This window comes from Actinoplanes sp. NPDC051346, assembly GCF_040682215.1.
Classification (GTDB): domain Bacteria; phylum Actinomycetota; class Actinomycetes; order Mycobacteriales; family Micromonosporaceae; genus Actinoplanes.
This window is the reverse complement of sequence record NZ_JBFBAJ010000007.1, coordinates 21,612-42,348: the sequence shown is the minus strand read 5'-3', so window position 1 is coordinate 42,348 and position 20,737 is coordinate 21,612. Positions and strand designations below refer to the sequence as shown.

Annotated in this window: 19 protein-coding genes; 8 read left to right on the top strand and 11 right to left on the bottom strand. The window is 66.6% G+C overall.

Going from position 1 to position 20,737, the window contains the following annotated elements:
* Positions 1 to 475 precede the first annotated feature (475 nt).
* Positions 476 to 748 (top strand): hypothetical protein, encoded by a 273-nt coding sequence (locus tag AB0M36_RS18550; protein ID WP_364158899.1) that lies wholly within the window; start codon positions 476 to 478, stop codon positions 746 to 748.
* A 405-nt stretch (positions 749 to 1,153) separates the two neighbouring features.
* Here the strand turns inward: AB0M36_RS18550 and AB0M36_RS18545 are convergent, their stop codons facing one another.
* Entirely contained in the window at positions 1,154 to 1,588 is a 435-nt protein-coding gene (locus tag AB0M36_RS18545) for an ATP-binding protein (RefSeq protein ID WP_364158896.1), read from the bottom strand.
* A gap of 265 nt (positions 1,589 to 1,853) precedes the next feature.
* Here AB0M36_RS18545 and AB0M36_RS18540 point away from each other — a divergent pair, with 265 nt between their 5' ends.
* Positions 1,854 to 3,872 carry a SpoIIE family protein phosphatase gene (locus tag AB0M36_RS18540; protein WP_364158894.1) on the top strand — a complete coding sequence of 673 codons (2,019 nt, stop codon included), beginning with the start codon at positions 1,854 to 1,856 and terminating at the stop codon, positions 3,870 to 3,872.
* A 469-nt stretch (positions 3,873 to 4,341) separates the two neighbouring features.
* Here the strand turns inward: AB0M36_RS18540 and AB0M36_RS18535 are convergent, their stop codons facing one another.
* The 3 genes from AB0M36_RS18535 to AB0M36_RS18525 all read right to left on the bottom strand — a co-directional run bounded on the left by AB0M36_RS18535 (position 4,342) and on the right by AB0M36_RS18525 (position 9,130).
* Complete coding sequence (locus AB0M36_RS18535; RefSeq protein WP_364158892.1) at positions 4,342 to 5,346, bottom strand: anti-sigma factor RsbA family regulatory protein; 1,005 nt, start codon at positions 5,344 to 5,346, stop codon at positions 4,342 to 4,344.
* Complete coding sequence (locus AB0M36_RS18530; RefSeq protein ID WP_364158889.1) at positions 5,343 to 6,194, bottom strand: MEDS domain-containing protein; 852 nt, start codon at positions 6,192 to 6,194, stop codon at positions 5,343 to 5,345. The genes AB0M36_RS18535 and AB0M36_RS18530 overlap by 4 nt, the downstream gene beginning before the upstream one ends.
* A 641-nt stretch (positions 6,195 to 6,835) precedes the next feature.
* Positions 6,836 to 9,130, bottom strand: a complete 2,295-nt coding sequence (locus AB0M36_RS18525; protein WP_364158886.1) for a bifunctional diguanylate cyclase/phosphodiesterase — start codon at positions 9,128 to 9,130, stop codon at positions 6,836 to 6,838.
* A gap of 249 nt (positions 9,131 to 9,379) precedes the next feature.
* Between AB0M36_RS18525 and AB0M36_RS18520 the strand changes: the two genes are divergently transcribed.
* The 4 genes from AB0M36_RS18520 (at position 9,380) to AB0M36_RS18505 (ending at position 12,605) form a co-directional block, all read left to right on the top strand.
* A complete protein-coding gene (locus AB0M36_RS18520) occupies positions 9,380 to 9,577 on the top strand; it encodes a hypothetical protein (protein WP_364158885.1) in 198 nt (65 codons plus the stop codon).
* Positions 9,578 to 10,274: 697 nt separating this feature from the next.
* A complete protein-coding gene (locus AB0M36_RS18515; protein WP_364158883.1) occupies positions 10,275 to 10,463 on the top strand; it encodes a hypothetical protein in 189 nt (62 codons plus the stop codon).
* A gap of 268 nt (positions 10,464 to 10,731) precedes the next feature.
* Positions 10,732 to 11,634, top strand: coding sequence for an MEDS domain-containing protein (locus AB0M36_RS18510; RefSeq protein ID WP_364158882.1), 903 nt, complete (start codon positions 10,732 to 10,734; stop codon positions 11,632 to 11,634).
* A complete protein-coding gene (locus AB0M36_RS18505; RefSeq protein WP_364158880.1) occupies positions 11,631 to 12,605 on the top strand; it encodes a sensor histidine kinase in 975 nt (324 codons plus the stop codon). The genes AB0M36_RS18510 and AB0M36_RS18505 overlap by 4 nt, the downstream gene beginning before the upstream one ends.
* Positions 12,606 to 12,619: 14 nt before the next feature.
* On the opposite strand, the gene AB0M36_RS18500 is transcribed toward AB0M36_RS18505, so the two are convergent.
* The 6 genes from AB0M36_RS18500 to AB0M36_RS18475 all read right to left on the bottom strand — a co-directional run bounded on the left by AB0M36_RS18500 (position 12,620) and on the right by AB0M36_RS18475 (position 18,034).
* Positions 12,620 to 13,486: an aminoglycoside phosphotransferase family protein gene (locus AB0M36_RS18500; protein ID WP_364158877.1), complete on the bottom strand. Its 867-nt coding sequence runs from the start codon at positions 13,484 to 13,486 to the stop codon at positions 12,620 to 12,622.
* Positions 13,487 to 13,570: 84 nt separating this feature from the next.
* A complete protein-coding gene (locus AB0M36_RS18495) occupies positions 13,571 to 13,849 on the bottom strand; it encodes a hypothetical protein (protein ID WP_364158874.1) in 279 nt (92 codons plus the stop codon).
* A 248-nt stretch (positions 13,850 to 14,097) separates the two neighbouring features.
* Positions 14,098 to 14,682 (bottom strand): 2'-5' RNA ligase family protein, encoded by a 585-nt coding sequence (locus AB0M36_RS18490; protein ID WP_364159622.1) that lies wholly within the window; start codon positions 14,680 to 14,682, stop codon positions 14,098 to 14,100.
* Positions 14,683 to 14,852: 170 nt separating this feature from the next.
* Positions 14,853 to 16,292 (bottom strand): helix-turn-helix transcriptional regulator, encoded by a 1,440-nt coding sequence (locus tag AB0M36_RS18485; RefSeq protein ID WP_364158871.1) that lies wholly within the window; start codon positions 16,290 to 16,292, stop codon positions 14,853 to 14,855.
* A 1-nt stretch (position 16,293) separates the two neighbouring features.
* Positions 16,294 to 17,217: an SUMF1/EgtB/PvdO family nonheme iron enzyme gene (locus AB0M36_RS18480; protein ID WP_364158868.1), complete on the bottom strand. Its 924-nt coding sequence runs from the start codon at positions 17,215 to 17,217 to the stop codon at positions 16,294 to 16,296.
* A gap of 46 nt (positions 17,218 to 17,263) precedes the next feature.
* Entirely contained in the window at positions 17,264 to 18,034 is a 771-nt protein-coding gene (locus tag AB0M36_RS18475; protein ID WP_364158865.1) for an aminotransferase class IV family protein, read from the bottom strand.
* Between the two features lie 386 nt (positions 18,035 to 18,420).
* Here AB0M36_RS18475 and AB0M36_RS18470 point away from each other — a divergent pair, with 386 nt between their 5' ends.
* A complete protein-coding gene (locus AB0M36_RS18470) occupies positions 18,421 to 19,869 on the top strand; it encodes an APC family permease (RefSeq protein WP_364158862.1) in 1,449 nt (482 codons plus the stop codon).
* Complete coding sequence (locus tag AB0M36_RS18465; RefSeq protein WP_364158859.1) at positions 19,862 to 20,185, top strand: hypothetical protein; 324 nt, start codon at positions 19,862 to 19,864, stop codon at positions 20,183 to 20,185. The genes AB0M36_RS18470 and AB0M36_RS18465 overlap by 8 nt, the downstream gene beginning before the upstream one ends.
* 1 nt (position 20,186) lies before the next feature.
* Here the strand turns inward: AB0M36_RS18465 and AB0M36_RS18460 are convergent, their stop codons facing one another.
* On the bottom strand, positions 20,187 to 20,735 hold the full coding sequence (locus AB0M36_RS18460; RefSeq protein WP_364158856.1) for a hypothetical protein: 549 nt from the start codon (positions 20,733 to 20,735) through the stop codon (positions 20,187 to 20,189).
* Between the last annotated feature and the right edge of the window lie 2 nt (positions 20,736 to 20,737).

Sequence of the window (20,737 nt, the reverse complement as noted above, 5' to 3'; positions counted from 1 at the left end):
CGCAGAAGGCCGGGAACCGCCTGGCCCAAGGCCGAGGTGCGGTCCCGGGACAGCCCGGTCGCGTTGATGTCCCCCCACACCCGGCCGACGTCCGCCGTGCTCGAGATCAGACCCTCGCCGCACGCTTTGGGAGCAACGCGTAGGCGCGCCGGTGAGGCGTCCCCTGTTGTGGGTCCTCCAAGCCGTCGCGCTCAAGGTGGCCAACAGGCCTCGCAGAACTGGCCACGTACCCGTCGCAAACGCACGGGTCGTAGCAGCTCACGTACCCGGTGGGTGGCCAACTAGCGGTCGCAGTCACAGTGGTGACGTTCAGCCACGGCTACACACCGTTGCCTTCAGCAGGGCTTGCAGGCGCAAATTGGGCCCGCGCCCGTCTGCCGATGACCGGACGCCGCGAGTTGCGAAACAAGCTCTCGTCGGCACCTTCGGAGGTAGGGTGATTGCCGTTCGATTTGGCTATGAGTAGGGGGAACTCATGATCAGCAACGCTCTGGCCCGTTCGATGGTGGTGGCGACGATAGGACTCAGCTTTGTCGGTGTCTCCACCGCCGCGACCGCTGCTCCTATCGGTGGCAGCAACACGACCGCAGTTGCCCAGCAGCAGCCGGTCGCTTGTTCAGTCGTCCAGGCGATCGCTGGCCCCCTGCTAGGCGCCGGGCTACCAGTTGACCAGGTCGTTGATACCGTCTTCCGCCGCCTTGGCGGTCTCGTTCCGGTCGCCGACATCCGCGCTTGCCTGGGTGTCTAGCCACAGACGAGCGAACGGTAAGCTCGGAACCCTCCGCAGGGGTTCCGGGCGCTTCATTCCCTGTGTCCATGTCTTTGTTCCCACGCGCCGAAGTGGAGACTGTCAATCACGCACATACACCTCGCCGGCAGGTGATAGAAGCACAGTCATCGGGCTCGGGCGCATTTACGCTCGATAGATACGAACCTTTCCTCGTCCCGCGATAACGCTCGAACGCTTCCTGGTGCAGTTTAGGCGACCGCGCACTACCCTTACGCTCCGTGGTTGAGCGCCGCGGACGTGCCGCGCAGGCGGGCTGGCCTCGAGGGCGGCGAGCCGCACCCAGGCCCCCGTCCAAGTGACAACTACCGCTGAAGTTGGCGGGAGCGCGGCGGAGGCCACACCAGTGCGGGGATTCATCCCCGGTCAGTCTGCGGAAATGGTGAATTGCGCCCAGACGTGTTTGTCTGTGTCGCTCGCGTACCAGCCGACTTCTTGGGCGAGGCGTTGCGTCAGGGTCAGGCCGAGCCCGCCGCTGCCGGGTGGGCGGTCAGGGTCGACGGTAGGCCTGGTGGTGGGGTCGTTGTCGGTCACATCGATGATCAGGTGCCCGTCGGCGCGCAGCAACGCGACGACGGTCGGCGGCCGACCGTGCCGCAGGGCGTTGCCGGCCAACTCTGTCGCGGCGATCATGAGACGCTCGGTGAGGTCGGTCAGGTCGACGGCATGCTCCGGCGCGTAGGCGCTGACCGCGCGTTGCAGTCCGGCGCGTAAGGCTTCCAGTGCCGGTGGCTGGTCCAGGGTCCACCGTGCTACCTCCTCGTCGGGCGGCAGTGGATGCCGATTCGTCCATCCCGTCATGGCCTCCTTAATGCCCACCAGCCGCGCCAAGATACCGATCCGACTCCCCATGATTGCCCATCCGCCTTCATCGGACCGCGCGCCGGACGGTCCCGCCTCGGGAGCGATGCACAAACTGTGAGCGGGACGGCACCACATATGTCACTTCCGGCTACAGCACCGCGGCACCGGATCCGGGCGTGAGCCGTGAAACTTCACCCGGTCGGTGGCCGAGGTGGGCGGTTACGCTGATGGTCGATCGCGAGCGCCGACGAGTGGGGATCCCATGAGCGCATGGCCGCCGGCGGAGCTTGTGGGTCTGCTGGAAGGTGATCCGCACGGCTGCGCCCTGGCGACAGCGGTCCGTGCCCAGGACGGCGACATCATCGACTTCACCCTCACCTACCTGAACGAAGCCGGTAGCCGGTTCCTGCAACGACCCCGCGACGAGCTCATCGGCCGGACATATCGGCAGTTGTGGCCCGAGACCGTCACCGACGGGACGCTCCCGCTGTACCGGCAGGTGGTGCAAGAGCGGGTACCGGCAGTACGCACCGTCTACTACGACCGGGCGACCGTGAGCGGTCACTTCGAGATCAGGGTCATGCCGTTCGATGACGGGTTCGTGGCCCGGTTCGTCGATCTTTCCAAGCTCACCATGGGGTCCGAGAGCGAGGCCGGCGCCCGCCTCTACGACGCGCTCGATGCGGCCTTCGACGGGTTCGCGCTGCTGCGAGCCGTCCGCGACGACGCCGGCACGATCGTCGACTTCACCCGCGAGTACGTCAATCAGGTCGGTGCGAAACTCGCCGGCCGTTGCGTTGAGGATCTCATCGGGCAGCGGATCGTCGAGCGGCCGTCCGGCGCCGCGGAGGTCGACTTGGTGCAATACCTGCGCGCGGTCGCCGAGACCGGCGAGACGTGGCATCACCAGTTGACCTCGTCGAGCACCGCGCAAGCGTGGGAACTCAAGGCGGTCCGCATCGACACCGGCTTCGTTGCTGTGTCCTACCGCGATGTCACCGAGCAGGTCGATCACCAGCGGCAACTCGAGCACAGCGCCGCGCAGGCCCGCACTGCGGCGCAACGGACCACCGCCCTGCAGAGCGTCACCGCCGCTTTGGTCGCCGCCAACACCCCCGACGAGGTCTACCTGGCCATGGGCGCCGTCCTACGACCCTCCGCCGGTGGACACGGTCTCGCCGTGCTCCTCGTGGAGCAGGGCGGGCTGGCGTTGCGGTACTCCGCCGGCTACGAGGACCACGTCGTCGAACAGCTGCGGCAGGTGCCGATGTCGCACCCGTACCCCGCAGCCGGCGTCGCCCGCACCGGGCAACCCCGCTACCTCAGCTCACCGCAGCAATTCGCGGCTGCCCAACCCGACCCCGCCACCGCCATCTCCGGTGGCGGCCGCAACGCGTGGGCGTTCCTGCCGCTGACCACCGCCGGACAGGTCATCGGCACCCTGGTCATCGGCTACCAGCAGCCGCGGGACTTCGACGACGACGAACGCGCCAATCTGACGGCCTTCAGCCGGCTGGCCGCCCAAGCACTGCAACGTGCCTTGCTCTACCAATCCCAACTGTCCATTGCCGCAGACCTCCAACGGGCACTGCTACCCGCCGTACTGCCCAGCATCCCTGGCGCCCGGCACGCGGTGCGCTACCTACCCTGGAGCGACGGCGCCGACGTCGGCGGCGACTGGTACGACGTCATCCCGATCACCGCCGACCGGGCCGCCATCGTGATCGGTGACGTGGCCGGCCACAGCCCCCAGGCCGCGGCGACCATGGGGCAACTGCGTAGCGCGTTACGCGCCTACGCCGCCGACGGCAGCCCACCCGCCGCCGTGGTACGCCGCGCGAACGAGCACCTGCTGCGCTACGAACCGCAGGCCATGGCGACCTGCTGCTACCTCGAACTCCACCTGTCGAACGGCACCGCCACCACGGTCCTCGCCGGCCACCCCCCGCCCGTACTGCGCACCGGCGATCAATCCCGGCCACTGCACGTGCGACCTGGGCCACCGCTGGGCACCCGGCACGCCACCTACCGCGACCAGATACTCTCGCTGCCACCTGGATGCAGCATCGTGCTGTACACCGACGGACTCATCGAGGACCGCCGCTACACCGTCGACCGCGGCCTGACCGAACTCTGCGCAGCGATCCAGTCCGGACCCCCGGACGAACCCGCAGCTCTGGTCGAGCACATCTTGAACGCCGACGTAGGCCCCAAACCCCGCAGCGACGACGTCGCCATCCTCGCCCTCACCCTCCTCACCCCACCACCACGCCAACCCTGACCCACAACAGCGAAACCACTGTCAGCTTCCAAAGTCCCCCGCGGATCCGACGGCTCTCCCTTCAAAGCGTGGAGACGTCGCCTTAAGGGGTACGCCGAAGAGATCACCCTCCAGAAACCGGCGCCGTGACGTGATCAGTGCGCCGGCCGCCGCCTACGGGTCAGGTATAGCACCGTCGAGGCACACAGCCTTGACCGTGCGCCGAGGTAGCGGTAACCAACAAGGCCATACGTCAACGCGGGCGATCCGCTCATTCCGCGAGCTCTGAAGACTCCGGGAGGGGCAGGCCGAGAACAGCGGTACACCCGCCGCGCCGCACTGAGGGCAGACCGGGATCACCGTACCGGCCGGCGTCCTGCCCTGGCCGTAGCACGACAGCGACCCGGCGAGTGGGTCCCCGCTCTTCACCCGTGAAGATCAACAACGGCAAATGACCTTGACGGCGATGGCAAGCCGGGGCCGCCTGGAGCTATGTGTTGGCGGTCAGGGAGTCGCTCAGCAACGTCCCGAGTTCACCATGACAGGGCGGTTTCTTCGCGTAGTCGTGTGCGATGTGGACACGAGTGGTGGTGCTTTGGGTGCTGGTGTGGATGCGGACGAGGTCGACGACGTGGTTGATCAGCAGTAGGCCGCGGCCGCGGAGGCTGTCTGGTGTGACGGGGACCCGGCCGGCGAGAGGGTCTGTCAGATGCCCGCCGTCCTGTACTTGGCAGATGACGTATCGGTGGTCGGCCCACATGGTGATGGTGGCGGTCCCGCCGCCGTGCGTGACGGCGTTCGCGGCGAGTTCGGCGGCGGCCAGTTCCAGGTCTGCGATGCGCGCGTCCGGCAGCCGCAGCCGACGGGCCGTCTCGACGGCGAAGCGGCGGGCCCGCGCGGCGGTGATGAAGGTGAACCGGATCGATGCGGCGTGCGGTGGGGCGGGCAGGGGTGTGTTGTAGCCGTTGATGATCGCGTACGGGTCGTAGTGGTCGCTGTGCCGTTCGCCGTCGTCGTCGACGAGGACCGGATGGGTGACGGCAGCGTCGGCAAGCACCTGCGGGCTGAGCGATCCGGTGTGGTACGGGCACAGGATCGTAACGGCGCGTCCGGCGAACGCCAGGTTGATCAGCGCCTCGTGTTGGGCGCAGGCCGGGTATTCCGCGTCGTTGCGACCGGCCCAGATCGGTTCGCCGATGATGCGAACGGGGACGTCGCGGTGGGCGTCCGCGAACGCGCGGAGCACGCCGGGAATGATCCGGCCCGGGTTACGGCCGGCCACGGTCATGTCCAGCAGGCGGACACTGGCCGCGTCGACGCCGAGGCTGTCGCGCAGCAGCCGCAGGTTGTCCGGCGGGACGGCGACCGCGACGGGTTCACCGGCGGCCAGTCCGGCACGCACGAACGGCACGGTGCCGGCCAGGTATTCGGCGTCGTCGCGGTAGAACAGCGCCGGATGCACGAATCTGTCGTCGAGGGCGGATTGGCGGGTCACGGTGTCTCCTGCAGCTGGGTTGACAGCTTGGCGGCGACCACGGTGAGGCCGGCCACCGTGGCGGCGTCCAGGAGATTCAGGAGCCGGACCACTTTGGGACCGGCGACGATCGTGGTGGTGCGGTCGCCGCGGGCTTGCGCGAAGTGGAGCAGCGCACCGGCCCCGCCGGCGTCGATGAACGTGACGCCGGTGAGGTCGAGGGTGGTGTCGGCGTAAGGCAGGGTGGTGAGTAGTCCGTCGAGGGCCTGCCGGTTGCCGATGTCGATTTCTCCGGACAGGTTCAGGCCGGGGCGGGGTGGACGGGTGAAACGCATCGTGGCCATGCCGGGGGTGCTGGGGTGTGCGGCGCAGGCCTGGTTGATGGCGGCGGGGCTGAAGCGGCGTTCGTCGTAGGCGCACACGGCGGCCAGGCGGTGGTCGAGGAACAGGCGGTTGGCTTTGGCTTCGAAGTCGAACAGGTGCTCGACGCCCGGGACGGGTTGCAAGGCCCAGCTCATGTCGACGGTGACTCGCAGGCCCGGGTAGCCGTCGGCGTGTGCCTGCTCGGTCGCGTGCGCGAATCCGGTCATCATCCGGTCGGGCTCGAAGCAACCGCCGGCCAGGTGTACGTCGTCCGGTGAGTGGATCTGGAGCTGGCCGGTGTCCAGGGCCCGGGTGGACGCGCGGTGATGCCGCCTCAGCCAGCCGGTCATGGCGTCGACGGTGCTCGTCGGGGTGAACACCATGACGCGGTGACCGGCGTCGAGGCCGGCGGCGGTGAACGCGGCGACGTGCGCCCGCAGCGCGTCGTCGGTGTCGAACGGTAGGCAGACGTGGTCGCCGAGTCGCAGATCCGCGGCGTTGGTCATGGCTGGTCCTCGCAGGCGCCGGGCGTGGCCGACAGGGTCGGTGGCGTCCATCGTAGGCGCCGTTACCGGCGCCGAACGGGGTGACTTCTTTCGGGTGCACGCAAGCCGGGCGGCGGTCCCTGGGACGCCCGCGTGGCCATCGAGCTGATCTTGCGCCCGTTGGTCCTGATGGCACCGTTCGGCAGGTAGAACAATGTGCCACCTCACGCGCGGCCTGCGCACTCAGCGGCATCGACGCACCGACCTTTTCGCGGCGGCCCAATGCCGGCTTGGCGTGCTCGCCTCCGCGCGGCTTCGCGGTGAAGAGTGGATGCCCTCGCGGGTCGAGGATCTCCCATTCGATGGTCGGCCCCGGGGCGTCCTGGCTGGACCACCCGGTATCGCTTACTGGCCTGCCGATCAGCCTGGATGTCATCGACGGCTAGGCGCTTGACGCTAGCTCTTCCTCAAATCTGACCGTGCGTAGGACGGTCCGGGGTGAGCTGCCGTGATGGGATGCTGCACGAGTCGCAGCGGGTGCTCGCCGCCGCGACGGTGGTCGTTAGCATCTCTCTCCGGCAGTTGCCTGGCGGACACGACGGTGGAGACTACTTACCGGTCCGTCCTTGTCCTTCTGATGGCGTGTAGGTGAGCCGCTGGATTTAGGTTTCGTTGATCGTGGCGGCACTGGTAGCAGGCCGTGGTGCTGCTGTTGCCGGCCGGTGTTGGAGGAGGTCGTGCAGGGCCGTCACTGGTGCGGGCCGGGCGAAGTAGTAGCCCTGGGCGAGGTCGCAACCAAGGGTACGCAGACGCTGAGCCTGGGTGGCGGTTTCTACCGCCTCGGCCACCGTCAGAAGGTTCAGGCTGCGTCCCAGCTCCAGAATGGTGCGGATGAAGGCGAGTTCCCGGCTACCGCCCTTGTCGACCTGCTCGGCGGTGAACGAGCCGTCCATCTTGAGAATGTCCACGGGAAGCTCACGCAGGTACGCCAGCGACGAATAGCCGGTCCCGAAGTCGTCGATGGCGATGCGCACCCCGTGGCTTCGTAGCTGTTGCAGTTGCGAGACCACGGTCGCGGCGTCGGTGACGGAGGTGACCAACACGGTCTCGGTGATCTCGACGATCAGTGCGGAACCCGGCACGCCGGCGGTGTCGAGCAGGTGCAGCAGGCGGGCCGCGAACAGCGGGTCGCGCAGCTGCTGGGCGGAGACGTTCACGCTCACCGCCAGGTCGTGTTCGACCCACAAATGGTGCATGTCTTGACACACCTGTGCCAGGACCCAGTCACCGATGGCCATGATCACGCCACTCTGCTCGGCCAGCGGGATGAACCGCGCCGGAGGGACGGCGGTGCCGTCGGCCCGCGTCCACCGCAGCAACGCCTCCGCGGCGACGATCCGGTCGGTGGCGAGCTCGATGATCGGTTGGTAGTGCATGCTGAGCTCGCCGGCCTCGATCGCGTGGTGCAACTGTGCGACGAGCTCGGTGTTGGCCAGCCGTTCGGCGTGTGCGGCAGGGTCGAACAGCGCGACCTGGTCGCCGCCGAGCGCCTGCGCGGTCCGCAAGGCCAGGTCGGCGTCGCGCAGGCCCGGGGAGCCGTCCTGGTAACCCAGCAGTGGCACGGCGCCGATGCTCGCCGACAACCGCCGCACGGTCAGGCCGCGCACCCGGTACGGCTCGTGCACAGCGCTGAGGATGCGCTGCGCCAAGCCGGCGCCGCTGCGGTCGTCGCCGGCCGGGGCCAGCACCGCGAACTGATCGGCGTCGAGGCGTACCACGGTCGCGTCGGTGTGCACGATCGCCCGGATCCGCCCGGCCGTCTCCGTCAACAGGGCGTCACACGCCTGATGGCCGAACGTGTCGTTGAGGTCACGGAAGCCGTCGAGGTCCACCAAGAGCAGCACCCTGTGTCGATTGCTCACCCGGTCCAGGCGGTCCTGCAGCGCGGCCCGATTGCCCAGGCCGGTCAGCGGATCCAGGTGTACGCGGCGGTTCAGCAGCGTGGCGAGTTGGGAAAGGCGCAGGACCAGCAGTGCGGACAGCACGCCGCCCAGGGCCTCCAAGACGATGAGTTGCGTCGCCTGCGTGCCAGGCACCACAGCGGTGAGCCTGACGATGCTGAGCCCGCTGATACCGGCAGCAAGCGACACGTAGGTGATCAACCGCCGCCGCGATGCCGGTGACGGGTTACCCGGCATGCTGCCGGTGCTGCGCGCCATCGACGGGTGCAGGGCCGCGCCGCCGATCAGCAGGTAGCAGCCCAGCCAGCCCAGCGCGGTCACCGTGCTCAGATTCCGCCCGGCCAGCAACGCCGTGTAGTGCACGGTGTCGGTCGCCACGAGAAGGCTCGATGCGGTGACCATCAGGCGATACGCGGGCGTACGGACCCGCGATACCACCACGACGCGGACGGTCAGCACGAGGATCAGCAGGTCCATGCCCAAATAGAAGAGGTAGCTGCTCAGCCGCAGCCCCCCGAAACGCCCGTCGAGCAGTAACGGGCCGATGACCAGGGTCCACAGCACGGCGCCGCCGCCGATCGCCACGATGCTGGCGTCCACTGCGCCACCACGGCGGTGGTCCGGTCGTACCCACCGGTAGAGGCTCGATGCCAGGACCACGAGTGTCGCGGCGTAGCAGGCGTCGCCGACCGACGGAAAGCGGGGCGTGCCAGCCGGGGTCATCACCATCACCCAGCCGACGTTCGCCAGCAGGGACATGGCCACCGCGGCTGCCAGCAGCCACCAGGGTGTCTGCCACACCGGCCGGTGCCGGCGCACGCCCACGGCGACCGCCACGATGACCGAGCCGGCCACCGCGATGTACACCCCGAAGCGTGCCGCCGGAGGCAGCAGCGCGCCGACCAACAGCGCGAGCGCACTGATGACGAGGTACCACCGGTGCGGGCTGCCCCGCACAGCGATATGCCGGATGAACGCCAACCTGTTTCGGCCCACCCCCTATGGATACCGGTCCGGTGCGCAGCCGGGTTGCGAAACGCCAGCAACACCGGGGCCTCGGGTGACACCTCGGGCCGGGGTCGCCCTGGCTGAGATGCGGAATGCCGGTGCGTCAGCGTTTCGCCACTGGGGTGTACATCGGCAGCGCCCAGCGCGTTTCCTGGCCGGAATCCAATTGCCGATACTCGACTACGCCCGCTCAGACGATTCATCGGTGCCACGCTCACCGAGACCTACCTTGGCATGATGGCCGACGGTTCAATGTTCTGGCTGTACACACCAGCTACCTGCGCCGGCGATGTGTTGCGCCACGATCAAGCCCACCCGGTTCGCCGGGCCGCCACCGGCTCCGTCGCGGTGTTGACCTGCGCCAACAACCGGCTTATTGAACCAATTCGCGTGGGAGTCCCGGATGCGGTTGCCCTGATCAGCGTCGCCGACTAGCGGCGCTGACCGGAGTCCAGTGGCAGCCTTGACGTCGACGATGTCCGACACGCTGCCGAGCACCCTGCGCGGCTCTGGCGTTCGACATCACGCTCGGCGAGTGCGGCGGTGATCTGCTCTCGAGCGCGGCGATCCAATCGTTGATCGCTCGGAGTCCCGGACGACCTCGGTGATGATCTTCGCTGTGGTGCCTTCATCGGCTACCGCGGCACGTGGGAAGCCAGCAGCGGCTACGACTCTGGTGGCGCCAACGCGGCGGCGTTGGTGATATAGCGTGCGCAAAGCTCGTCGGTGAGCCGGGTGGGGGTGCCCGCGCAGCGCAGCGCGGAACGGTATGCCAACAAGCGAGCGATGGAGGTCGGATGCCGAGTTCTTCGGGCACAGAGATCGGGCAGACGTCCAGAACAGACAGCTTGTGACCTATGGTGCTGCCGGATGAGTCGTCGCCTCGGCCGTACGTCCCTCAATCGAGTGACGCCTGTGCCCGCCATGGGCCCACAAGGGTGACCGACCTGGACCCGTGCTTGATGGGCTTCGCCGCCTGCGGTAAGCCCAGGAGTGCAAATGTCGTGGCGGCCCAAGGGCGTGACTGTCGCAAGTCCGACATTGTGCCGACATTCGAGCGCTTCAGTATAGAGGGATGTCATGCACTCGGTCTTCGTCAGCCCAGACGTTCGCGGAGCTCCAGGTTGCTCGCATGACCGCCGCGCACGCCGCCGGCGACGCCGAGCTGGCAGCGCGGATCCACTGGCACCTGGTGGCGGAGGGCGCCGCAGACGCCGCCGAGGCTGCCTACTTCGACACGGCCTCGCACCCTACCTTGCCCACCGGGCACCTACTTGACGCCTCGGGCCCTGACGACCAGCCGACGGGCGCCGCCGGTTGACCGCCGGGTTCAACCGCGAAACCGTAACCTGGGGTTACGCGAGCACCCCGGTCAGCCAATCTGAGCGTCTGGTCGAGCGATGCAGCTCGCGGCGCGACGTGCCCGGCGGCGCATCCCTGCGCCTGGCGCACGTCCACGGCGACGATCTCGCCCGGTAACGAGGCGGCTGTGCCCAGCAAGCCGTACGAACCGCCGGACCCTGGGTGTGACCTTTTGGTGGTGCCCTCCCTCGGCGTACCGGGGATGCCTTTGGGCGCGGTCCGTGGCTATGGTGGTCGGCGTGCGGGATGCAGGCCACGTGGCGCAGTACGGCGAGCTGGACCGGTGGGGTCCGGGCTCGCACGTGTGCTGCGTGGTCGACTCGGCGGCCGAGTTCGAGGCATGGACTGCCGATTGCCTGGCCGACGGCGTAGTTCATGGCGAGAAGTTGTTCCGGTTCGCTCCTCACGCAAGTTTGAAAAGTGCACCAGCGGATGCGGCAGTGACCTGGGCCGACCCGCATGTGGCGTTTCTCGGCCGAGGACCGGTTGATCCGCAGGTCATGTACGCAATGTTTCGGCGCGAGACCGAGGCGGCGCGACGCGAGGGGTACCGCGGTTTGCGGTTGGTCGCGGACATGGACTGGTTGCTGTCCTGTCCGCCGAGCCGGGCGGAGCTGGCCGATTTCGAGCTGAGGTTGGACGAGGTCGTCCGAGAGCTGGGCGCGACGGTGGTCTGCGCCTACCGCACTGGACACTTCGATGCCGACACGATCGCGGAAATGGTGGCCGTTCACCCGGCAACCGTCGGTGCCGTGCCGGCCGATCCCGGCCTGCGGATGTGGAACGTGGCCGGCGGGGTGTGGGAGGTGACCGGCGAGATCGACACTTTGAATGTGGAGGTGTTCGAGCGGGCGCTGGCGAGCATGTCCCGTGGGGCTTCCCTCCTTCGGTTGCGAGCGTCCGGCCTACAGTTCATCGCGGTGGACGGGATCCAGGCCCTGGTTCGGCTGGTCCGCTCCCGGCCTGACCTGCGAGTGATCGTCGAAGACGCGAGTCTCGCCTTCCGGCGCTGCTGGACGCTGTTCGACCTGGACCTGCTGTTGCCTATGGTGGAGTTTCACCCCGAGCCCTCCGGTCATCACTCTGCGCGGGTCGGGTCGTCGGCCGCGCCGGTGCAGGAGGCGCGATGAGCGTCATCGAAACGCACCACGCCCGGGAGCACAGTCGCGCCTTTCGGCATGAGGCGCTGCTGTACGCAGGCCATCGCGAATTCCTCGACGGGACGGTGCCGTTCATCCGCGAAGGGCTGGCCTGCGACGAGCCGACCCTGGTCGTGGTCGACGCCGTCAAGATCACGGCGTTGCGCGCCGCGTTGGGCGGAGACGCCGACCGGGTGCACTTCGCCGACATGGCACACGTGGGCCGGAATCCGGCACGCATCATTCCCCGGTGGCGGCAGTTCGTCGACGAGCATCTGCACGCCGATCGGCCGGTGCGGGGTATCGGAGAGCCGATCTGGGCCGGCCGCGGTGCCGCCGAACTTGTCGAGTGTCAGGCGCACGAGACGTTGCTCAATGTCGCCTTCGCCGACAGTCACGCCTGGTCGCTGCTCTGCCCGTACGACATCGAGGCATTGGCGCCGGACGTGGTGGACGAGGCCCGCCGAAGCCATCCCGTCGTAGTGCGTCACGGCACGCGGCGGCGCAGTCGTGACTACCTGCATGCGCATCCGTCTCCCGCCCGGCTGGATCACCCGCTGCCGCCGGCGCCGGCGCACGCGGAGCCGACGGCGTTCGCGACGGGCACCCATGTGCTCCGGATGCTGCGCGCCCACGTCCAGCGCCACGCCGAGGATTACGGCCTGGACCGCGACGCCACCGACAATCTGATGCTCGCCGTAAACGAAGTGGCCACCAACAGTCTGCGTCACGGTGGCGGGCAGGGCACCATCCGACTGTGGTGTGAGGGCGACGCAGTGGTCTGCGAGATCAGTGATGCCGGCCAGCTGCGCGGCCATCCCCTGCTCGGCCGGCAACGCCCCACCCTCGACCAGGCCGGTGGGCGCGGGCTGTGGCTGGCCAACCAACTGTGCGACCTGGTCCAGATCCGCAGCACACCCGCCGGTACCACCGTGCGGCTACACGTCGCTACCGGCGCATGACACCCGGCGAGGCATCAAGGGATCCAAACGCAGCCGGTCCGAATTGCCGATGACCAGCGCACACCCGCCGTCGCGCAACTCGTCGTCCAGCACATCCACCACGGTCTGCGGCCCACCATCCGGTGCCTCGTCACGGACGTGCACCGCGACGGGCAAGGTGGCTCGCCGCGGTGGTCACGCCCTGCCGGGTGCACGTCGCGATGTCGCGGTCGGCGGTCACCGCCGAGCAGGTGCGGCTCGTCGATCTCGTCCACGACGGCGCTGTGCTGCTCGGCCAGCGCGGTGACCTTGCGCAGGTCTGCCGCGTCGACACCGACACTGTCGAGGTCGGTGGCGATGTCACGCAGGGACGCGAGCACTGCCTGACTCCAGGTGGCACGGCACGGGCCGGCGAGCGGACCGAAGGCCGCACCGGTTGTCGTGTGCACGGCGCGGGCGATCGCACCCGAGTGCCGGTAGAAGCCCGGCCACGTCGAGCGGGGGTAGTCACCGAGACGGTCGGGGGCCGGAACACCGTCCAGGAAGCTTTGCACCATGTGGTCGCGGCCCACCACGGTGTGGGACCAATCCGCGGCGATGACCTGGGGCATCAGCGGCGCCAGCACCGAGAGCCACGGAATGCTGGCGAACTCGTTGCGCATCAACTGGTGCTCGCTGCGGAACTGCCGATCCGGCGGCGGCGCGACCCGTAGGACCACCGGCTGCGGCCGTCCAGTCACCACCACAAGGTAGGTGTTGTTGTACCTGCCCCCGCCCAGCTCCATCGCGGATACGACCTCAGCATCGCCGCCGTAGACGCGCCGGCATATCGCCTGGATGTCCTCGCCTGCCAAGCCCTGCTGGAAGGACTGCGGCGGGCGCTCAATCGCTTGGAACTCCATGCGACTCCTTCGGGGCCGAGTTTGCCGCAGGTGCGATGTCATCTGCCCTCGGTGCTGTGTCGCCCGGCGTACTGGCGACGAGGTTCAGGCGCGATAGCCGTCGAACAGCGGGCCGCCGCTGCGGGCAAGAACCTCTGCGGCAATCGGCGCCGGATCGTCGCGGGCGGCCAGCCAACGGGTGGCCAGGCCGGGGTCGAGCTCTCGTAGCTCGCGCAGTAGCCACTTGCCGCCGCTGACCCAGTGCCCGGCGAATGCTAATGCTGCCTTCGCCGTGTGCCAGTGATCCGGGTGAACGGAGCGTGATCGCAGCCGCGCTGTGGACCGAGGCTTCGACGCCGCCTCCGGGCAGGTGGGTGCCGGCATCCGGCACGGAGGGGTAGCTGAAGACGAGGAGTTCGGGCCCAAGGCGAGTGGTTCGGGTGATGTACGACGTTGCGCGTATGCGGGCATTGGTCATATTGGTCCAATCGGTGCAGGTGCGCTTTGGGGGCGCTGAGCTCGCGAGTGGTTGCCCGTAGCCCCAGGCGTCGCCACGTTTCACACCGGGTGGGTCAGCTCTCGGGCAGGGAGCTAGGCAAACAGGACATCAGTCTTCGACCACGCGGGCTGAATCACGTATCGCCTACGCGACTCGTGTGCGCAGGGCGGTCTCCGTAGATCCCAGTGTCCTCGCGTAGCTCTGGTCCGAGGGCGCCCCTTAACCTCACGGGGGCGATTGGCTGCCAGGCGTACGACCCACGCTGGCGCTCGAGCAGAACAAGCTGGGCTTGGGTGACGGCAACTCTTACGGGCGGAATGGAATGTAGCCGTACCACAGCCTCTATCGCCGCAGCCGGATCGACTTCGGCATTGGCATAGGCGATTGCAACGTGGGCGTGGAAGGCTCCTTCTTTAGGCCTTACGTTTTCACCGCCGGACAATGTGGCCGAGCGAAGAACGTCACGCAACGCTGCGATCGGCTCCCGTGGAGAGACGCTGAACCCGACCGCTCCCGCAGTGCCTGTCAAAGATCCAATCGCCACCGAGAAGGGGGCGACCTGTTCACACATGGCATGCGCATTCTCTTGGATAGCGCTGAGCTGCGTCGGTGAGAGCTGATCCTCATCGCCTATTCGGTCGAGTGTCAGATGCAGCTCTTCGGCGACCACAAGATCGTAGTAGGGAAACCTCAAAGACTCTTGGCATAGTCGAGCCATATCGGCCAAGTGAGGTGATTTCTCGAAGGTCAGATACCAGTAATAGGTCCGTGGGGCGGACAGCCCGCCAAGGCGGGCCCAGTGGTCCGACAAGGAAGGTGTAGCACGAAATTTCCGCAGGTCCTCCGCCGCGCCGGGCTGCGCGTCATGCCCGTCCATGTGCTTACTACTCAAAACCGCTCCTGCAATTCCAGCGCTTGAACAATAGGTTGGAGCTCGGGCGTGAACCCCCATCGTGCCGTGGCGGCCTTGACAAAGTCGATGGTTCGCTGACGTACGGAGATAACGGGGCGGTCCGCCGAAACTTCGAGGGCTTGACTGACCAGAAAGGAGGCGCGATCGAGATCTGCCTCGTCGCTTGCGATGATCGCGGACGCGATGTCGAGGGTAACTAGGGTTTGACTCCAGGGGGAGCCGAACTCGACGATCTCCGGCAGCGCGATATTCGCATAGTGCTGAACTTCGTCGGGACGATGGACCGACAGGTATGCGGTGGCTGCGTTCGCGGCGATCTGACAGTCGCTGTACCTCCCGAATCCCACGCTGGAGGGAGCGCGCTGCGGCGTGCTGTGGCAAGAAGCGAGTCGGTAAGCGTCGTCCACGGCCCGACGGACACCATCTGGATCGCCGAGTTTGCCTCTGGCCCGGGCTTCGCCATTGATTGCAAGACGAACACCTTGTGCAGTAGTTCCTGCGAGCCGTCTGCCATCTTGCGCGTAGTCTAAAGCTAGCTTGTAGTTTCCCGCGTAATACTCACAGAAGCTTTGCATGCCCCGTACCCAGGCCTTGAGCTCATCATCGTGAGCGAAGTCAGCCAGGTAAGATGCTTCGATGCAGTAGGACCGGGCAAGCGGGAAGTCGCCTCTTCCGGTGCTTACGTAACCGAGAAGTCCCGCTGTTTTCGCGGACATCTGGTAGAGCTGCCGCTTGACGGCGCCTTGACACCTCTCGGTAATGCCGTCTATCCAACGGCGTTGTTTCACCAGCAGTTGAGTCAATTCACTATGTTTAGCGGATTCGTATTCCGAAATCAGGTTGTCTAGATTTTCTCCGACAGCGGCCACGATCTGAAAGTCGATCGCAGAGGTGAGCCGGTGGACGCGCGCGGCGACATCGATAATGTCCTCGCTTTCGCCCAAACGGAAGTTGCTGGCGAAGACGGATTCCTTACCTGCGAGCCTTCCCGTCGATAAGCGGCCATGCCGGCTATGCGCGTTTTCGAACTGCAGGCTGCCATTTCGACCTGGGCGGCGAACCAGGTCTCCTCTACGAGGATTTGGATTGAACTCGATGCCCGCAGCGGGAGGGTTGTTCGGCGTGCCACTCGGCTCGTCTGCCGTTCCGACATCATGGCAGAAGTCATCCAGCGTACACGTTCCCCCGACGAGGGCCCTGAAGCGCTCTTTCACGTCGGGAGCCGAGCCTCGAAGTGACGTGTCAAGGATTTCTTGGTTCGCTGCGCGTATTGCGCTTCCTAGCCCCTTGCGTTCCCATGTCGAGAGCGTGCGTTCGCTGATTCCCAGATGCGCGGCGAATGCCGCAATGCTCATCCGCTTCGCCAGGCGAAGCGCTTTCGACTCGTGTCCGGTCCAGCGGTCTACTAGGGCCATGTCAACCTCGACTTATGGTCCGGCTGGTGCATCTGAATCCGGTGTCATCGTCGAGCATCGTGGAGGATGCGTCGTTGAACAGGTGCGGCGCTGATCGCATGAAGGGGGACGTGTAGGCTCCGCCCTTCAATTCGTATCGGCTGGGCTCGGTTCTCGTGCTGCACCATTCCCAGATGTTGCCGCACAGGTCATAGACGCCGTACGGGCTTACGCCGCTGTGGTAGCGGTTTACTGGGGTGGTGGATCCGATGCCGCTCTCTCGAACGTTGCATTTTGCTGGTGTTTGCTGGTTGCCCCATGGATACGTGTCGCCACGTGTGCCCCTGGCCGCCTTTTCCCATTGCTGGCCTGTGGGGAGTTCCTTGCCAGCCCACAAGGCGTAGGAGCGGGCGTCGTGCCAGGTGACGTATGTGACGGGATGATCGAAGAGAGTGTCGGGGCACCTACCTCTGGGCCAGTGATCCGGTGGTTGGTGACCGGTCTCGGCAACGAACCGCACGTACTCGCCGTTGGTTACCGGGAAGACGTCGATGTAGAACGGTGGGAGCCACACGGGTTCACCTGCCTCGCCGGCGAGAAACGTACCCGCGTCGATGAGGACCATCATCTTGCCATCGACGGGATGCCGGTGCTGCGCCATCACCTCGATCTCGGCGGCAGGTTCCGTCGACTCCGGCAGAACGTCGACCGGTAGTCCGACGAACGATGCAAAGCGTGCTTGGACGTCGGGGCTCGAGACCTTCAGCGAGGTATCGAGAGCAGCTTGGTTCATCTCGCGGATGGTGATGTCGAGTCCTCTACGCTCCCACGTGGAGAGCGTGCGCTCACTGACTCCGAGGTGAGCCGCGAAGGCGTGCAAGCTCATTCGCTTCGCCAGACGCAGCGCCTTGGCCTCCACGCCTGTCCAACGCTCGACTGTGACCATCTCACTCCGCAGTTTGTCCAGGTGCCCCAGAGCTTTTGACTAGTCCTTACACGAATGTTGTCTCGGTGTTCAGGTACTCCTTGCGGAGGATGTCGAGGGCCGGGCTGTGCTCCGGCAACGTAACGTTGTTGATCCTCGTGATCGCCCGTACACCGATGGCCGCGTTGGTAGCGAAGGCGCCCTCCATGGAGTTGAGGTCCTCAAGGCGCACCGGCAGAACGCGGTGCGACGGGTCGTGGAGCAGCCGCATGGTGACGCCTGGTAAGCACGGCGCATCTGGCCAGATGATCTGGGTGCCATCGATGAAGCCTACGTTCCAGGTGCCCCCTTCGGAGATCAGGCCGGTGGCATCGGCGAACAAGGCATCGTCGAAGCCGTTCAACTGCGCGAGGCGCCTTTGACGAAGTGTTCCGAACAGGCCGACGCTTTTGACCTGCGGAGTGTCCCGAAGGAATGTGCAAGTTTGAACACTTAATGGCGACAAGGGCAGCGCTGCTGCCTGTCGGTGCGTCACCAATACGTGCGGATCACGTGCGGAGGCGGGACGGCCCAGATCGGTTGTGGGGTCGAACACGGTGACTCGGATGGTGGCCGCGCCCTGTTTGGGTGCGGCACTTCTGACCAGATCTCGCAAGTGGCCAGCGTCGAGGGATACTCCGAAGAGCGCCTGGCAGTCACGGTTAAGGCGTTCCAGGTGCAGCGGCAGCCCGCGCACCCGTCCGTCGTCGATGCGGAAGCTTGTGAAGTGCCCGTAGTTGGTCAGCGCGAGCGTCTGCAACTCGTCCAGGCTGACGGGGCGCCCGTTCAGTTCTGCCATGGTCCCAGCATGACAGTTGCGTGTGGATCCCCCGAGAGCTGAACGCTCGAGAGGCCGCGAACTTCCACAAAACTTCGGTGCTACTTCAGTGCGACGTCCTTCCGGTCGAGCCGCGTCACACGAGAGCCTGTAACGGCTAAACAACTCCCCGTCACGACTGGGCCGCTCGTGACGGTCGATCTCCTCGCCTGCCGTGTCTGCCCCGATGCGGCGCGGTGGGTGAGGTCTCACGTACCTGGCCTGTAGGTCTTGGCGGCCCGCCTTGGCCGGGTCCGGGGGCTGGGTGCGCCGGCTTCAGCGCCACACGCTTGTCGGCGCGCCCAGATCCACTTGTCCCTTGTTCTCTTGACCCGCTTGTATCCCTCATGAGAAAGGTGCGGACGGTCATGGCTGCACAGCCCTTGGACGGCTCGATAAGCCTGGAACGGTTCGGCTATCGCCAGGAGCTCAGGCGCACCCTGCGCTTCGGGCACCTGGTGGTCTACGGGCTGATCTACATGGTCGTGATCGCCCCCATGGGCATCTTCGGCTCGGTGTTCCAGGCTTCGGCCGGCATGGTCGCCCTCGCGTACGCGATCGGGATGGTGGCGATGATGGTCACTGCGTCGTCGTACGGCGTGATGGCACAGGCATACCCGATGGCCGGCAGTGTCTACACCTATGCGGGCCGAGCCGTCGCCCCCTGGGCCGGCTTCCTCGCCGGCTGGACGATCCTGCTCGACTACGTCCTGGTCCCGGGGTTGTTGTCGCTGATCGCGGCGGTGGCCATGAACTCCATCATGCCGGCGGTTGCGGTGTGGGGCTGGATCATCGTGTTTGTCGTGGTCAATGCCGGGGTGAACCTTCTCGGGATCAAGACCACCCGACTGTCCAACAACGTCTTCCTGATCGGGCAGCTAGTCATCCTGGCTATTTATGTGGCCTCGGCGCTGGTGGCGGTGGCCATGGGCCGCGGGCGCGGATTCTCCTGGGAGCCGATCTATACCAGCGGCCACTTCCAGCTCGGTGTGCTTGCGGCAGCGGCATCGGTCGCAACCCTGTCCTTCCTGGGCTTCGACGCCCTGTCCACGCTCGCGGAGGATGCCAAGGGCGGCGCCAGGCAGGTCAGCCGCGCGATGATCGCCGCGCTGGGTGTGACCGGCCTGGTATTCATCGCTCAAACGTTTCTGGCGGCGCTGCTGGTTGAAGATCCGGCAAGGCTTATCGCCGACGGCGACCCGGCCGGCACAGCGTTCTTTGATACCGCTCGGGTCGCGGCCGGGCCGTGGCTTGCCACCATGACCGCGCTGGCGACAGCGCTTGCGTGGGGGCTGGCGAACAACATGGTCGCTCAGGTCGCTACCTCACGCCTGTTGTACGCGATGGCCCGAGATCGGCAACTACCCGCGTTCCTGGCCAAGGTGTCCGTAGCCCGCTCGGTGCCGACCAACGGCATCCTGCTGACCGCCGCCATATCCCTGGCTCTAGGCCTGTACATGGCGTCTCGCACCGACGGCATCACCCTGATGGCGAGCCTGGTCAACTTCGGCGCGATCTTGAGCTTCATCGTCGTGCACCTGTCCGTACTCGCCCGCCGCCGACGCCTCGGGCCAGTGGCGGGACCCGCACTACGTCAGTGGATCCTTCCCCTCCTCGGCGTGATCATCCTGGTCGGGATCATCGTGCACGCGAACATCCTCGCCCAGCGCCTCGGCCTGGCCTGGCTCGCCCTGGGCGTGCTCGTGCTGCTCACCATGGTCGCGACCGGGCGACGCCCACGGCTCTCCGGCCTGGGACCCGACGCGGCGATCGTGGACGGAACCACCCCATTCGCACGGGTGGGTGGCCATGTCTGAGCTGGAGCTCATCGACGCCACCGCAGACACCGTCGGTTACACGTTCGGCGGTCGCGAACCAGTCGCGGCCCTCACGCCGGGCGTCCCGGTGCGCGTGCGTACCTGGGACTGCTTCGCCGGCAACGTGCGCACCGTGCAGGACTTGCCCAGCAAGGCTTGCCAGTTCCCCTACCTGAACCCGGTTACCGGCCCTTCTGTCGGGGCTGGCTTGGGATCTGGGTTGTTGGCGACGGCGTTCTTGCTGGTCAACGGCCTGCATGGTGGTAACTGTGGTGTGCGACAGGTGTCGCGCACGGGGTTGCGGTGTTCGGCGTGAGTCACCGCGATGCGGTTCTGTTGAGTTCGGCCATGAGGCGACGATTGGATTCGCGTGCTGCGGCGAGTTCTTCGTCGCGTTCCTCGAGGGCGCGGGTGAGATCGAGGATGTGCTGGCGGTGGGTCTCGTTGTCGGCTTCAAGCTGTTGGACGCGGGAGGGGCCGCCGAGGCCGGTGCGTTCGAATGCTTGGGCTCCGAGGATGTCGCTGAGGCGAGCTTCGAGGTCGTGGACTTGGTGCACGAGTCGGCGATTGCGGTCGCGCAGGTTGGCGTTGTCGGCCATCAGTGAGGTGCGGCTGACCGCGGTTGAGGCGGAGTGTGGGCTGCTCGTGGCGGGGTCGGCAGCCTGCAGGACGGCGGCGTGCAGGTCGGGGTGCCGGTGGATGAAGGAGCGGTGGACCTTCGCTCGGGCGGCGACGCTGGAGATGGTGATCTCTTCGGCTTTGGCGTGCATGTCGGCCAGGGCGTGTTGCACCCGTAGACGTCGGCGGGCGACGTCGTGGTGGCGGGCTTGGGTCAGTGGGCTGGTGCCGGCTGGTGGTGTCGTCATGA

Coding starts and splice junctions, on each gene's coding strand:
- AB0M36_RS18490 (WP_364159622.1), bottom strand. CDS start 14,682: ATGGCTCGACTATGCCAAGAGTCTTTGAGGTTTCCCTACTACGATCTT.
- AB0M36_RS18480 (WP_364158868.1), bottom strand. CDS start 17,217: ATGGTCACAGTCGAGCGTTGGACAGGCGTGGAGGCCAAGGCGCTGCGT.
- AB0M36_RS18470 (WP_364158862.1), top strand. CDS start 18,421: ATGGCTGCACAGCCCTTGGACGGCTCGATAAGCCTGGAACGGTTCGGC.
- AB0M36_RS18500 (WP_364158877.1), bottom strand. CDS start 13,486: ATGGAGTTCCAAGCGATTGAGCGCCCGCCGCAGTCCTTCCAGCAGGGC.
- AB0M36_RS18505 (WP_364158880.1), top strand. CDS start 11,631: ATGAGCGTCATCGAAACGCACCACGCCCGGGAGCACAGTCGCGCCTTT.
- AB0M36_RS18475 (WP_364158865.1), bottom strand. CDS start 18,034: ATGGCAGAACTGAACGGGCGCCCCGTCAGCCTGGACGAGTTGCAGACG.
- AB0M36_RS18545 (WP_364158896.1), bottom strand. CDS start 1,588: ATGACGGGATGGACGAATCGGCATCCACTGCCGCCCGACGAGGAGGTA.
- AB0M36_RS18485 (WP_364158871.1), bottom strand. CDS start 16,292: ATGGCCCTAGTAGACCGCTGGACCGGACACGAGTCGAAAGCGCTTCGC.
- AB0M36_RS18460 (WP_364158856.1), bottom strand. CDS start 20,735: ATGACGACACCACCAGCCGGCACCAGCCCACTGACCCAAGCCCGCCAC.
- AB0M36_RS18550 (WP_364158899.1), top strand. CDS start 476: ATGATCAGCAACGCTCTGGCCCGTTCGATGGTGGTGGCGACGATAGGA.
- AB0M36_RS18465 (WP_364158859.1), top strand. CDS start 19,862: ATGTCTGAGCTGGAGCTCATCGACGCCACCGCAGACACCGTCGGTTAC.
- AB0M36_RS18520 (WP_364158885.1), top strand. CDS start 9,380: ATGGCCGACGGTTCAATGTTCTGGCTGTACACACCAGCTACCTGCGCC.
- AB0M36_RS18530 (WP_364158889.1), bottom strand. CDS start 6,194: ATGACCAACGCCGCGGATCTGCGACTCGGCGACCACGTCTGCCTACCG.
- AB0M36_RS18515 (WP_364158883.1), top strand. CDS start 10,275: ATGACCGCCGCGCACGCCGCCGGCGACGCCGAGCTGGCAGCGCGGATC.
- AB0M36_RS18510 (WP_364158882.1), top strand. CDS start 10,732: ATGGTGGTCGGCGTGCGGGATGCAGGCCACGTGGCGCAGTACGGCGAG.
- AB0M36_RS18540 (WP_364158894.1), top strand. CDS start 1,854: ATGAGCGCATGGCCGCCGGCGGAGCTTGTGGGTCTGCTGGAAGGTGAT.
- AB0M36_RS18495 (WP_364158874.1), bottom strand. CDS start 13,849: ATGCCGGCACCCACCTGCCCGGAGGCGGCGTCGAAGCCTCGGTCCACA.